Below are 13,737 nucleotides of genomic sequence, written 5' to 3' on the forward strand. Positions count from 1 at the left end.
AGGCCGCAAACCGCCAAGTGGGGAAACTTTCACCTCCACAACGTACAGATAGCATCTAAATTCAGGCTTTATTGCCTCTAACATCGCGCCCCGGCCAGTGCTTGGGTACACTTCCCCACTCATTTGATCGAGTATCAGGAACACTACATGATCGCTTGCCTGCGGCTGTTCACTGCCCTCTGCCTCGCTGCCCTGTTGGCGGCTTGCGCTAGCTCGCCCTCGTCCAGCCTTGGCGAACTTCCACGGACCCCGGACGCCAGTCTTGAGCAATTGCTCCAGCAGGCATCCGAAACCACAAATCCGGAAAAGGCCGCCCTGCTGCGCCTGTCGGCAGCCGACCTTGCCCAGCGCCAGCAAAATACGGCGCGCGCGGCACAGATTCTGGGGTTGGTTGCACTGGATCAACTCAAACCTGCCCAGCAAGTTTTTGCCAACACCCTGGCAGCCGAGCTGGCGATGAGCCGCAATGACCACAAAGCAGCGTTAGCGGCCTTGAACCACCCAAGCACGTCGATCCTCGGCCAACTGCCAGCCGACCTGCAGGTGCGTACCCATACCGTCCACGCCCTCGCCCTCGAAGCTGATGGCCAGACGCTGGCAGCGGCCCGTGAACGCGCAGCCATGAGCCCGAACCTGACCGGCGACGCCGCCAGTAGCAACAACGAAGCCATTTGGGCACTGGTGGCCGCCTTGCCGGTCGATCAACTGCACGCCCAGAGCAACGATGTACTGAGCGGCTGGATGTCTCTGGCCCTGGCCGTCAAGAGCGCGAGTACCCTGCAGGATCAGCAAAACGCTATCGATCAATGGCGCGCACAAAACCCTGCCCACCCTGCTGCCATCCAACTGCCGGCACCACTGATCAAGCTCAAGGAACTGGCCAGCCAGCCCCTGACCAAAATTGCATTACTACTGCCACAGGACGGCCAACTGGCTTCTGTGAGCAAAGCACTGCGTGATGGCTTCATGGCTGCTCACTATCAGGCCCAACAAGCAGGCCAGAACCCGCCAAACATTCAGTTCTATAACAGCTCGCGCCTGACCTCGCTGGACGACTTCTATCGCCAGGCCCAAGCCGACGGCGTGCAACTGGTGGTCGGACCACTGGAAAAAAACCTGGTCAAGCAACTCAGTGCTCGCCCGCAATTGCCGATCACCACACTGGCCCTGAACTACAGCGAGGGCGCTCAAGGTCCTGCACAACTGTTCCAGTTTGGCCTGGCAGCTGAAGATGAAGCCCGCGAAGTAGCTCGACGTGCACGTGCCGATGGCCTGACCCGCGCTGGCGCAATGGTGCCAGTCGGCGAATGGGGCGACCGTGTACTCAAGGCGTTTCGCCAGGAGTGGGAAGCCCACGGCGGCACCATCGTTGGCATAGAACATATCGATAAGCCCGTAGCACTGGCCCAGCAAGTCGCAGACCTGGTGCAATTGCGTAAAGGCGGTGGCTCCGCACAACCTACGCGCCGACAGGACATGGAATTTATCTTCCTGGCCGCCACCCCTCAGCAAGCCCAGCAGATCAAACCGACCCTGAACTATCAGTACGCTGGTGACCTCCCTGTTTACGCGACCTCCCACGTATTCAGCGCCAGTGGCGACCAGAACCAGTACAACGACATGAACGGCATCCGCTTTTGTGAAACACCCTGGCTGCTCGATCCGTCCAACCCGCTGCGTCAACAAGTGACCGCACAATGGCCACAAGCAGGCGGTAGCCTGGGACGCCTATACGCTATGGGTATCGACGCCTATCGCCTGGCACCGAGCCTGGGTCAGTTGAAGGCACTGCCCGACAGCCGGATCGACGGCTTTTCCGGCAGCCTGAGCATGAGCCCGGCACAGCGTGTCGAGCGTCAGCTGCCATGGGCCGAGTTCATCAATGGCCAGCCTCAACGCCTGCCTGCTACCCCAAACTGATGCCCGAGCGCTCAAGCCAACACATTGGCAAGGATGCCGAGCGCTTGGCGCTGCGGCATCTTGAGCAACAGGGTTTGCGCCTGCTGGCGCAAAACTGGTCATGCAAGCGCGGCGAGCTGGATCTGGTCATGCTTGACGGCGATACAGTAGTATTCGTCGAAGTTCGTTACCGACAACACACGCAATGGGGTGGCGCTCTGGCCAGCATTGACGCACGCAAGTGCCAAAAGCTGATACTTGCCGCCCAGCATTTTTTGCAGCGGGAGACACGCTGGGCCAATCACCCGTGCCGATTTGACGTGGTGACAATGGACAGCGCAACACCCCAATTGAACTGGCTACGGAATGCCTTTGACAGCCAATAACGCTGCCAGACCGATTCCAGCACCCTTTTTTGAACGATTTTGCTTTGCTTTGCTGGCTGCACATTCTTGTGCCGGGAAGTCACTCAGGAACACCTGGATAACGCCCGACCAGCCGCCCTACTTAAGGTCACATAGATGGACATGCAATCCCGGATTCGCCAGCTTTTCCAAGCCAGCATCGACACCAAGCAGCAGGCGATGGAAGTGCTTGCCCCTCACATCGAGCTAGCCAGCCAGGTGATGGTCAATGCCCTGCTCAACGAGGGCAAAATGCTTTCGTGCGGCAATGGCGGGTCGGCAGGTGACGCCCAGCACTTTTCATCCGAGCTGCTCAACCGCTTTGAACGCGAGCGGCCCAGCCTGCCCGCGATTGCACTGACCACCGACACTTCGACGATCACTTCGATCGCCAACGATTACAGCTTCAACGAGATTTTCTCCAAGCAGATCCGCGCACTCGGCCAACCCGGCGATGTGCTGCTGGCTATTTCAACCAGCGGCAATTCGGCCAATATCATCCAGGCCATTCAAGCTGCCCACGATCGCGAGATGGTCGTAGTCGCAATGACTGGCCGTGATGGCGGCGGCATGGCCTCACTACTGCTGCCCGAGGACGTAGAGATTCGCGTACCTTCCAATGTCACCGCACGAATTCAAGAAGTCCACCTGCTGGCGATCCACTGCTTGTGCGATCTGATCGACAGCCAACTGTTCGGGAGTGAAGAATGACTTTTAATCGCCTTGGCCTGATAGCCCTGACCCTGTGTCTTGGTCTGACTGCCGGTTGCAGCTCGGTACTGACCGCCACCCGCGACAAGCCTATTGAGGATGATCGCGGCACCCGCACCTTCGGCAGCAAAATCGACGACTCCCTGATTGAAACCAAGGTAGCCGTGAACGTGGCCAAGGCCAATCCGGATCTGGACACCGGCTCGCATATCGTTGTCACCAGTTACAACGGCATCGTGCTGCTGGCCGGCCAAACCCCGCGCGCCGACCTGAAGGCCCAGGCCGAGCAAGCTGCCGCCGCCGTTCAACGCGTGAAGAAGGTCAACAACGAGTTGCAAGTCATGGCACCGTCTTCGATCCTGGCGCGGAACAACGACGCCTGGCTGACCACCAAGATCAAGACCCAAATGCTGACCGACAACGCGATTCCCGGCTCGCGGATCAAAATCGTCACGGAAAACGGCATCGTCTACATGCTCGGCCTGGTGACCAAGCAGGAAGCAGCCCGCGCTACCAGCCTGGTGCAGAGTGTTTCTGGCGTACAAAAAATCGTCAAACTGTTCGAGTACATCGACTGACAGCACCCAACTGCCAGACACAAAAAAGGCGACCTTCTCAGGTCGCCTTTTTTATTACTTCACCACTTTCAGGCTTGGCCGACCCGTAGGTCGAGGCGGCTCAGATCCTGGTGGCGGCCCATCGTCATCCGGCTCAACCTCGTCATCAGCCTCAAGAGGCTCTTCCAGGTCGAACACCATACCCTGGCCGTTCTCGCGGGCGTAAACACCCATGATTGCAGGGATAGGCACGTACAACGTGTGCGGTACACCACCAAAACGCCCTTCAAAGCTTACTGCTTCGTTGTCCATGTGCAATTGACGCACGGCGGTTGGCGAAACATTCAGGACAATCTGCCCGTCACTGGCAAAACCCGCAGGCACTTGCACCTTCGGGTAGTCAGAGTTAACCAGCATGTGCGGAGTGCAGTCGTTATCAACGATCCACTCATAGAGCGCACGCACCAGATAAGGTCGACTTGAATTCATCGAGGGCTCCTAAGCTTTAGCGCATGTCGCGTTCGACACCAGACAAACTTGCCTGGAAAGCCTCACGCGCAAATTGGCGCTCCATATAGTCGAGCAGCGGCTTGGCTGGCCGCGGCAATTCAATACCCAAAATAGGCAAGCGCCAGAGTATCGGCAATAGGCAGCAGTCGACCAGACTTTGCTCATCGCTGAGGAAAAAAGGTTTGTCGGCAAATAATGCAGAAACACCCGTCAAGCTCTCGCGCAACTCTTTACGAGCCACTACACGTGCCGGCTCCTTGGTCCGCGAATCAAGGATCAAGTCAACCAAAGCACACCAGTCACGCTGAATACGATGAATCAGCAGACGGCTATTGGCCCGCGCAACCGGATAAACCGGTAACAGCGGAGGATGCGGGTAACGCTCATCCAGATATTCCATCACCACAGTCGACTCCCACAACGCCAGGTCACGATCGACCAGGGTTGGCAGGCTGCCGTAAGGGTTCACTTCGATCAGCTTCGGCGGCTGACGGCCCGCCTCCACACTGATGATCTCGGCGCTGACACCTTTCTCTGCGAGCACAATACGTACTCGATGGGAATAGTGGTCGGCGGGGTCGGAGTAACAGGCCAACCGATTGGTCACGCCCATGGCGGTCCTCCTCGCTTGTTGAAATTATCGGGAGCAGAAAAACGAACGCGCCCAAGGAACGCCTCTGATAACCGCAGAACCTGGGCAAACAGAGTCGCTAGACCCCGCTTGCCACCCGTCCTGCACTGTTACCTTTTCAGAGACACCCTCGGGCGCGCACGATTAACAGCATTGCGTGTAACTATATCAGTGCACATCCTTCCAGTATTCGCGCTTGAGCAGATAAGCGAATACAAAGAGGAAAGCCAGGTAGATCAGCACGTAAGTACCGATGCGCTGATGCTCCAGCTTCACCGGATTGGCCGAGTAGGACAGGAAGGTCACAAGATTCTTGATCTTCTCATCGAACTGCTCTTCAGTCAGCGCGCCGGTTTTAGGCAGCACTGTCAGCTGGTCGCACGCTTCATGCGTCAAAGGCGTGCCGGTGAGCGGATCATACTGCTTCTTGCCGTCTTCGACGATCTGTACTTGCTTGCAACCCACAACCTGACGCCCTTGCAGCGGCGCCAGAACGTTAGGCATACCCACGTTCGGGAAAACCTTGTTGTTCACACCCCAAGGGCGAGACGGGTCTTCGTAGAAAGCGCGCAGGTAGCTATACAGCCAGTCAGTACCACGAACACGAGCAACAAGAGTCAGGTCTGGCGGTGCAGCACCGAACCAGGCCTTGGCATCAGCTGGCTGCATGCCGATGTTCATGTGGTCGCCAATCTTGGCACCGGTGAACACCAGATTGTCGAGCATGACGTCATGGGGAATACCCAGGTCGTCTGCCACGCGCTCGTAACGCTGGAACTTGGCACTGTGACAGCCCATGCAGTAGTTGGCGAACGTGCGCGCGCCATCCTGCATGGCAGCCTTGTCAGAAACATCGATGTCGACCTTGTCGAGCTGCACACCTTGTTCAGCCGCAAAGGAGAACACAGGCATAACTGCGAGCATCAATACAGCAAATAGCTTTTTCATCAGCCAGTCACCCTTTCCGGAACCGGTTTGGTCTTCTCAAGTCTGGTGTAGAACGGCATCAGAATGAAGTAGGCGAAGTACAGGAACGTACAGACCTGCGACAGCAGCGTGCGGCCCGGGGTCGGTGCCAATACACCCAACACACCCAGAATCACGAAGGAGATGCAGAACACCCACAGCCACACCTTGCTCATCCAGCCTTTGTAGCGCATGGACTTCACAGGACTGCGGTCAAGCCAGGGCAGCACGAACAACATCGCAATCGCGGCACCCATGGCAATTACGCCAAGCAGTTTGTCCGGAATCGCACGCAAGATCGCGTAGAACGGCGTGAAGTACCAGACAGGTGCAATGTGCTCCGGCGTTTTAAAGGCGTTGGCCTGTTCAAAGTTCGGTTTTTCCAGGAAGTAACCACCCATTTCCGGGAAGAAGAACACAATCGAGCAGAAGATAAACAGGAACACCACAACGCCGACGATATCTTTCACGGTGTAGTACGGATGGAAGGGAATGCCGTCCAGCGGTATGCCGTTTTCGTCTTTGTGTTTCTTGATGTCCACGCCGTCCGGGTTGTTGGACCCGACTTCGTGCAGCGCCAGAATGTGCAACACCACCAACCCCAGAATCACGATCGGCAAGGCCACTACGTGCAGGGCGAAGAAGCGGTTCAGGGTAATCCCGGAGATCAGGTAGTCACCACGGATCCACTGGGTCAGGTCGTTTCCGATAACCGGAATCGCGCCAAACAGCGAGATGATTACCTGGGCGCCCCAGTAGGACATTTGACCCCAAGGCAACAAATAGCCCATGAAGGCTTCTGCCATCAGGGCCAGATAAATCATCATGCCGAACAGCCACACCAGCTCACGGGGCTTCTGGTAGGAGCCGTAGAGCAAGCCGCGGAACATGTGCAGATAGACGACAACAAAGAACGCCGATGCACCCGTAGAGTGCAGGTAACGCAAGATGGAGCCGTATTCGACGTCACGCATGATGTATTCGACAGAAGCAAAAGCTTCTTCTGCCGACGGCGTGTAACTCATGGTCAGCCACACGCCGGTAACGATCTGGTTAACCAGAACGAGCAATGCGAGGGAGCCAAAGAAATAGAAGAAGTTGAAGTTCTTCGGGGCGTAATACTTGCTGAGGTGATCTTCCCACATTTTGGTTGCAGGGAAGCGGGCGTCTACCCAATCCATGAACTTGCTCATTACGCGTTCTCCCCATCGAGGCCAACGACAACAATGTTGTCCGACTCATAATAGTAGGGCGGTACTGGCAGGTTCAGCGGGGCTGGCTGCGACTTGTAAACACGGCCGGCCAGATCATAGTGCGAACCATGACAAGGGCAGAAATAACCACCTACCCAATCCTTGCCAAGATCAACGGGCGCGACCTCAGGACGGAACGTAGGCGAGCAACCCAAGTGGGTGCAAATACCGATCAACAACAGAATCTCTGGCTTGATCGACCGCAACTCCGGATTCACATAAGCAGGCTGATCAGATTGCTTGGAATCAGGGTCAGCAAGCTGCCCTTCAATCTTCTTCAGATTTGCCAGGATTTCCTCGGTGCGACGTACGATGAATACCGGCTGACCACGCCATTCAGCAATCATTTGCTGACCTGGCTCGACCTTTGCAATATTCACTTTCACCGGTGCGCCAGCGGCTTTCGCCTTGGCACTGGGAAACCACGACCCCACGAACGGGACCGCCGCCCCCACCGCTCCTGCAGCACCCACCACGGATGTGGCTGCTACGAGGAAGCGACGCCGGCCGACATTTACGCCGTCATTGCTCATTCAGTCCTCTCCCATCAGCTTTGTGGCCTGTTAAATCAGGCATCTACTAAATTTGCATCTGAACTTATAAAAATTTTGCAGAATGGTAATGAAAAGCCCCTACTCTGACAAGGTAATTACCGCTCTCGGGCGGCTACAAGCCTTGTAGTATAGGCGTTTGCTGGATGTGGCAAGTTGTCACACCAATAATTCATCACCCATAAAAAAAGCCCAGCTCCGAAGGAGACTGGGCTTTTTTGAACGAAGCTGCGAATTAACGCTTCGAGTACTGCGGACGCTTACGCGCTTTACGCAGACCGACTTTCTTACGTTCAACTTCACGAGCATCGCGAGTTACGAAGCCAGCTTTGCGCAGAGCGCCACGCAGGGTTTCGTCGTACTGCATCAGTGCGCGAGTGATACCGTGGCGGATTGCGCCAGCTTGACCACTTACACCACCACCGATCACGGTGACGTAGATGTCGAATTTCTCGACAGTCTCAGTCAGTTCCAACGGCTGACGAACTACCATGCGGGCAGTTTCGCGACCGAAGAAATTCTCCAGAGTGCGGTTGTTGATCGAGATGTTACCGGTACCCGGACGCAGGAAAACGCGAGCGGTTGCGGTTTTACGACGGCCAGTGCCGTAGTTTTGAGTCGCCGACATAATGAACTATTCCGTTAAAACTTCAGTTCTTGGGGCTGCTGAGCAGTATGAGGGTGAGCAGCGCCCGCATAGACTTTCAGCTTACGGTACATGTCGCGACCCAGTGGGTTTTTAGGCAGCATGCCTTTAACCGCGGTCTCGATCACGCGCTCAGGAGCTTTGGCGATCAGCTTTTCGAAGTTGATCGACTTAATCCCGCCCGGGAAACCGGAGTGAGAGTAGTACATCTTGTCAGTGGTTTTAGCACCAGTAACACGGATCTGCTCAGCATTGATAACAACGATGTAGTCACCGGTGTCAACGTGCGGAGTGTATTCCGGCTTGTGCTTGCCACGCAGACGGCTCGCGATCTCGGTGGCCAGACGACCCAGGGTCTGACCAGCAGCGTCGACGACAAACCAGTCGCGCTTTACTGTTTCTGGTTTAGCAGTAAAAGTTTTCATTCTTTATAGCCTCAGGGGCCGCCCTGTAAATTAGACGGCAGATCTTACTGAATAGTGCGTACTTTGACAAGTCAAAGGCAGCCGGATACAGACGCTATCGGGGGCTCGGGTCAGCGCGTCCGTTCAACGGCAAGATTCTTCGGCAGGCGGCGCATCACTTCCACTGCAGAAAGAGGTCGGCAATTATCCAGATTGCGCAAAAAATTACAACCTGCTTTTATGTTTGTTTACCCGAAGGAGCACACGATGGATTACCGCAAGCTAGGCCGGACCGAACTGAAAGTAAGCGAAATCGCCCTCGGGACCATGACCTGGGGCGAGCAGAACACCCAGGCTGAAGCCTTCGAGCAGATCGAATACGCGAAAAATGCCGGCATCAACTTTATCGACACCGCCGAGATGTATCCGGTGCCGCCAAAGGCCGAAACCTACGCCAGCACCGAGCGCTACATCGGCAACTGGTTCAAGGAACGCGGCGATCGTGCCGACTGGATCCTGGCAAGCAAGATCGCTGGCCCCGGCAACGGCATCGACTACATCCGCGACGGCAACCTGAAACACAACCGTACTCACATCGTGCAAGCCCTGGACGCCAGCCTCAAACGCCTGCAAACCGACTGGATCGATCTCTACCAACTGCACTGGCCTGAACGCAGTACCAACTTTTTCGGTCAGCTGGGCTACAAGCACAACGCCGACGAGGACTTCACCCCCCTGGAAGACACTCTTGAGGCACTCGACGAACAGGTCAAGGCTGGCAAGATCCGCCACATAGGCCTGTCCAACGAAACGCCATGGGCCACGATGAAGTTTCTGCAGTTGGCCGAAAGCCGTGGCTGGCCACGCGCCGTATCGATCCAGAACCCCTACAACTTGCTCAACCGCAGCTTTGAAGTGGGCCTGGCCGAAATTGCCATTCGCGAACAATGCGGCCTGCTCGCCTACTCGCCCCTGGCGTTCGGCATGCTGTCGGGCAAGTACAGTGGCGGTGCCCAGCCGCCTAAAGGCCGCCTGAGCCTCTACAGCCGCTTCTCGCGCTATTCAAACCCGCAGGCCGTGGCTGCCAGCGAGCGTTATGTGGCCCTGGCCCGCGAACACGGCCTGGACCCGGCCCAGATGGCACTGGCTTACGTCACCCAGCAACCGTTCGTCACCAGCAACATCATTGGGGCGACGTCGATGGAGCAACTCAAAAGCAATATCGCCAGCCACGACCTGAAATTATCGGATGAAGTACTGGCCGGCATCGAAGCGATTCACAAGGAGCAGCCAAACCCGGCGCCTTGATCCTGCTGTAAACCGTTTTCGTAGCAGTTGCAGAAGGCGACGTCCGATTTCCAAGCAATCGTAAACCTGAGAGCGCCGACTAACTGTCAGTGCGCAACCTCAGACCTTACGACGGCTACGCTGCCGGACGCAGCCTGCGGCAGCTGCTACAGGGGCGGCGTAACCTCCCCCTAGACACACAGGGAAAAAAATAAGACGATCCAGCCGTAAGTTGACCAATTTCACCTATAAGAATAATCAAAATATGTCTATGTCTACTCAACGCTCCACGCCCCTGAGGCGCGTCAGCATCCTGGCCATCGATCGGGTATTCGCCTCGACCCTGATGCACGCCAAGGACTTCTTTCATCTCGCCAGCCTGCGTCATGGCAAGCAATTAGGCCGGGGCCTGACCCCCACCTTCGAAACGCGACTGGTGAGCCCTGACGGCCAACCCGCAGTCAGCTTCAGCAATGTGGTACTCCCCGTCGATGGCGGCCTGGAGGACTCCGACATCATCATCCTTCCGGCCTTCGGGGAAGACTTCGACACAATCTGCCAGCGCTACCCGCAAGTCCTGCCGTGGCTGCGCGAGCAGCATGCTCGCGGCGCAGTCCTGTGCGCGGAGGCCACCGGGGTATTCTGGCTCGCAGAAGCCGGGCTGCTGGATGGCAAGGAAGCAACCACGTACTGGCGCTTTTTCGACACGTTTGCCCAGCGCTACCCTGAGGTTCACCTCAATCAGGACAAGCACCTCACTGACGCAGACAATCTCTACTGCGCCGGCGGGCCGACCTCTGCCTGCGACCTCTATATCTACATGATCGAGCGTTTCTGCGGCGCCAATATTGCCCAGGCCGTGGCCCGGGACATTCTTTACGAGGTGCAGCGCAACTACACCCCGGGGCGCATTGGTTTTGGCGGCCAAAAACTGCATCAGGACGTGATCATTCTGCAAATTCAGCAATGGCTCGAAGATCACTTTGCCGACAAGTTTCGCTTTGAAGACGTCGCTCGCGATCACGGCATGAGTATCCGCAATTTCATGCGCCGTTTTCAGCTCGCAACGGGCGACAAGCCCTTGCATTACCTGCAACGCCTGCGCATAGAAACCGCAAAGGGACTGCTCTCGGCCTCGCGCAAAAGCATCAAGACCATCAGCTACGACGTGGGCTATGACGACGCGAGTTTCTTTGCGCGACTGTTTCGCCAGCACACCGAGCTGTCACCGAACCAGTATCGGCAGCAGTTCCTGCAGGCGGGCGTAAAACAAGTCGCTTAAATTCCGGCCATGACTGTGACAGCCTGATGCTGAAGACGCCCTCCAGATTCAGGAGGGTAAAAAAAAGGCCTGCAATGCAGGCCTTTTTCTCGACTAGGGTTTGTGCGCCCTGGTCAGGTATTCGTGAGACTGCATTTCCAGCAAACGGCTGAGAGTGCGCTGGAACTCGAAGTTCAGGCGCCCGCCGGTGTACAAGTCCTTGAGCTCAACTTCAGCCGAGATGATCAGCTTTACGTTGCGGTCATAAAACTCATCGACCATGTTGATAAAGCGTCGGGCGATATCGTCGGTTTTAACGTCCATCTGCTCTACACCGCTGATGATCACAGCGTTGAAGATTTTACCCAGCTCAATGTAGTCATTCTGGCTACGCGGGCCGTCGCACAACTCGCGAAAATCGAACCAGGCCACGTCATCACAAGTGCGAAGAGCGCGAATGGTGCGGTTTTCGATGATCAAGTCATCGCCTTCAATCGCCCGGGTAGAGTTGTGCGTCAGCGCTTTAAAGCTTTCGCGCAAACTCTTCTCGGAGGCTTCATCCAGCGGAAAGTGGAACAGCTCAGCCTGCTCCAGATGGCGCAGACGGTAGTCGACGCCGCTGTCGACGTTGACGATCTCGGTGTTCTGCTTGATCAGTGCAATAGCAGGCAAGAAACGCGCACGTTGCAAGCCGTCCTTGTACAAACCGTCCGGCACGATGTTCGACGTCGCGACCAGGGTAACGCCGTTTTTGAACAGCTCTTCCATCAAGGTGCCGAGGATCATTGCATCGGTAATGTCCGACACAAAGAATTCATCAAAGCAAATCACCCGCGCCTCATCAGAGAAGCGCTTGGCGATGATGGTCAGCGGGTTCTTTTCGCCACTGAGGGTACGCATCTCTTCATGCACGCGCTTCATGAAGCGGTGGAAGTGAGTGCGCATCTTCTGCTTGAACGGCAACGCGTCGAAGAACGTATCGACCAGATAAGTCTTGCCCCGGCCCACGCCTCCCCAGAAATAGAGGCCTTTGACCGGCGCCTGCTCTTTTTTGCCGAACAGCTTGCCGAACAGACCCGGCTTGCTCTGCGAAGCAGCCACCAGGTCGTCGTACAGGCGCTGCAGATGGCGCACGGCGTTTTCCTGTGCGGCATCGTGAAAGAAGTCCGGGCGTTTCAGATCAACTTGATATCGTTCTAGAGGCGTCATAATTCGTTAGCAAGGCAACAAAAACGGGCCGACACTGTAGCGACGGCCCTTAAGAATGGCAATCAAACCTGAGACGAAACGTCGCACTTTCTCAGTCTTGCGCGGGCAATAGCGCCAGTCGCAGTGCTTCGATAGCCGCATCACGCGCCACGCTGTCGGCAAACGCCGGGCTGTCGGCCACACAGGCGTCACCCAGCCAGACGCTGAAGCTCAGCTCGTCACTGCGCACATCCAGTGGCTCACCGGATTGCAGTTGCTTGGTGACCTGACCCGCGGCTTTGCCATCGGCAAAATTGCGCGACAACAACAGTTGCTCGCCATCGGCGGCGAGCAGGCGGAAACGGAAACTGCCGTCTTCGTCGCGAAAACTTACAAAGCGAGGGCCCTTGGCGGCCTTCTTTTTGCTGGCAGCGGCGGTTTGAGCCACGCTGACAAACGATCGCAGACCCACCGCCTCACGCAATTGCGCCAGGAATGGACTCGCGGTTTGACGCGCTTTTTGTGCGCCTGCCAGAAGAATGTCTTCCATGTCGGCAGGTCGTGACATCAAGTCGTGATAACGCTCGCGGGATTCACCCAGTTCGGCGTCCAGCAGCTTGAACAGACGCTCTTTCGCCTCGCCCCAGCCAAGGCCCTGCAATAGCTCACTGCGCAACTCTGCCGCCTGCTCAGGCGTGGAGAATGCCTGGTACAGGGTGAACAGGTGCGAGTTGTCCGGATCTTTCGCCTCGCCCGGCGCACGGGAATCAGTGACGATGCGCGAAATAGCGCTTTTCATGTCTTTGGCGCTGCTGAACAACGGAATGGTGTTGTCGTAGCTTTTGGACATCTTGCGACCATCGAGGCCTGGCAAGGTAGCCACGCTTTCTTCGATCAGCGCTTCAGGCATGGCGAAAAACTCTTTGCCATTGCCGAACAAGTGGTTAAAACGCTGGCCAATGTCCCGGGCCATTTCAACGTGCTGGATCTGGTCGCGACCGACCGGCACCTTGTTGGCGTTGAACATCAAGATGTCTGCGGCCATCAACACCGGGTAGCTGTACAGCCCCATGGTGATGCCCGCATCCGGGTCTTCGCCATTTTCCAGATTCTTGTCGACCGAAGCCTTGTAGGCATGAGCCCGGTTGAGCAGCCCCTTGGCCGCCACACAGGTCAGCAACCAGGTCAGTTCCGGGATTTCCGGGATATCTGACTGGCGATAGAACGTCACACGATCTACATCAAGACCGGCCGCCAGCCAGGTCGCCGCGATTTCCTGACGCGAGCGCTGAATGCGCAGCGGGTCATCGCATTTGATCAGGGCGTGGTAGTCGGCCAGAAAGTAGAACGAGTCGGCATTGGGGTCGCGACTGGCCACGATCGCAGGGCGAATGGCCCCGGCGTAGTTGCCCAGGTGCGGCGTACCGGTGGTGGTGATACCGGTGAGGATACGAGTACGAGTGGTCATG

At 56.7% G+C, this 13,737-nt stretch carries 15 protein-coding genes; 6 read left to right on the forward strand and 9 right to left on the reverse strand.

What is annotated here, in order from left to right; translation table 11 throughout:
- Positions 1–147: 147 nt before the first annotated feature.
- From TU76_RS04475 to TU76_RS04490, 4 genes are all read left to right on the forward strand, one after another.
- Positions 148–1,920, forward strand: coding sequence for a penicillin-binding protein activator (locus tag TU76_RS04475; protein WP_048351153.1), 1,773 nt, complete (start codon positions 148–150; stop codon positions 1,918–1,920).
- Positions 1,920–2,285: a YraN family protein gene (locus tag TU76_RS04480; protein ID WP_048351154.1), complete on the forward strand. Its 366-nt coding sequence runs from the start codon at positions 1,920–1,922 to the stop codon at positions 2,283–2,285. The genes TU76_RS04475 and TU76_RS04480 overlap by 1 nt, the downstream gene beginning before the upstream one ends.
- 135 nt (positions 2,286–2,420) lie before the next feature.
- On the forward strand, positions 2,421–3,014 hold the full coding sequence (locus TU76_RS04485) for a phosphoheptose isomerase (protein WP_048351155.1): 594 nt from the start codon (positions 2,421–2,423) through the stop codon (positions 3,012–3,014).
- Positions 3,011–3,592 (forward strand): BON domain-containing protein, encoded by a 582-nt coding sequence (locus TU76_RS04490; protein WP_019823820.1) that lies wholly within the window; start codon positions 3,011–3,013, stop codon positions 3,590–3,592. The genes TU76_RS04485 and TU76_RS04490 overlap by 4 nt, the downstream gene beginning before the upstream one ends.
- Positions 3,593–3,646: 54 nt before the next feature.
- Here TU76_RS04490 and TU76_RS04495 read toward each other — a convergent pair whose 3' ends face one another.
- The 7 genes from TU76_RS04495 to rplM form a co-directional block, all read right to left on the reverse strand.
- Complete coding sequence (locus TU76_RS04495; protein ID WP_048351156.1) at positions 3,647–4,060, reverse strand: ClpXP protease specificity-enhancing factor; 414 nt, start codon at positions 4,058–4,060, stop codon at positions 3,647–3,649.
- A 16-nt stretch (positions 4,061–4,076) separates the two neighbouring features.
- Positions 4,077–4,694 carry a glutathione S-transferase N-terminal domain-containing protein gene (locus tag TU76_RS04500; RefSeq protein WP_048351157.1) on the reverse strand — a complete coding sequence of 206 codons (618 nt, stop codon included), beginning with the start codon at positions 4,692–4,694 and terminating at the stop codon, positions 4,077–4,079.
- Positions 4,695–4,880: 186 nt separating this feature from the next.
- Entirely contained in the window at positions 4,881–5,660 is a 780-nt protein-coding gene (locus TU76_RS04505) for a cytochrome c1 (RefSeq protein WP_048351158.1), read from the reverse strand.
- Positions 5,660–6,871 carry a cytochrome b gene (locus TU76_RS04510; protein ID WP_019823828.1) on the reverse strand — a complete coding sequence of 404 codons (1,212 nt, stop codon included), beginning with the start codon at positions 6,869–6,871 and terminating at the stop codon, positions 5,660–5,662. The genes TU76_RS04505 and TU76_RS04510 overlap by 1 nt, the downstream gene beginning before the upstream one ends.
- Entirely contained in the window at positions 6,871–7,464 is a 594-nt protein-coding gene (gene petA, locus TU76_RS04515; protein ID WP_019823829.1) for a ubiquinol-cytochrome c reductase iron-sulfur subunit, read from the reverse strand. The genes TU76_RS04510 and petA overlap by 1 nt, the downstream gene beginning before the upstream one ends.
- Positions 7,465–7,717: 253 nt before the next feature.
- Positions 7,718–8,110 (reverse strand): 30S ribosomal protein S9, encoded by a 393-nt coding sequence (gene rpsI / locus TU76_RS04520; protein ID WP_003216038.1) that lies wholly within the window; start codon positions 8,108–8,110, stop codon positions 7,718–7,720.
- 14 nt (positions 8,111–8,124) lie between these two features.
- Complete coding sequence (gene rplM / locus TU76_RS04525) at positions 8,125–8,553, reverse strand: 50S ribosomal protein L13 (protein WP_007917032.1); 429 nt, start codon at positions 8,551–8,553, stop codon at positions 8,125–8,127.
- 246 nt (positions 8,554–8,799) lie between these two features.
- Between rplM and TU76_RS04530 the strand changes: the two genes are divergently transcribed.
- Both TU76_RS04530 and TU76_RS04535 read left to right on the forward strand, forming a co-directional pair.
- A complete protein-coding gene (locus tag TU76_RS04530; RefSeq protein WP_019823838.1) occupies positions 8,800–9,840 on the forward strand; it encodes an NADP(H)-dependent aldo-keto reductase in 1,041 nt (346 codons plus the stop codon).
- 325 nt (positions 9,841–10,165) lie between these two features.
- Complete coding sequence (locus TU76_RS04535; protein WP_173667415.1) at positions 10,166–11,101, forward strand: GlxA family transcriptional regulator; 936 nt, start codon at positions 10,166–10,168, stop codon at positions 11,099–11,101.
- Between the two features lie 93 nt (positions 11,102–11,194).
- On the opposite strand, the gene zapE is transcribed toward TU76_RS04535, so the two are convergent.
- Both zapE and TU76_RS04545 read right to left on the reverse strand, forming a co-directional pair.
- Positions 11,195–12,289, reverse strand: coding sequence for a cell division protein ZapE (gene zapE / locus TU76_RS04540; RefSeq protein ID WP_048351159.1), 1,095 nt, complete (start codon positions 12,287–12,289; stop codon positions 11,195–11,197).
- A 91-nt stretch (positions 12,290–12,380) separates the two neighbouring features.
- Positions 12,381–13,736, reverse strand: a complete 1,356-nt coding sequence (locus TU76_RS04545) for a tryptophan--tRNA ligase (protein ID WP_048351160.1) — start codon at positions 13,734–13,736, stop codon at positions 12,381–12,383.
- Between the last annotated feature and the right edge of the window lies 1 nt (position 13,737).

The sequence above is a fragment of the Pseudomonas psychrophila genome, assembly GCF_001043005.1.
GTDB lineage: Bacteria > Pseudomonadota > Gammaproteobacteria > Pseudomonadales > Pseudomonadaceae > Aquipseudomonas > Aquipseudomonas psychrophila.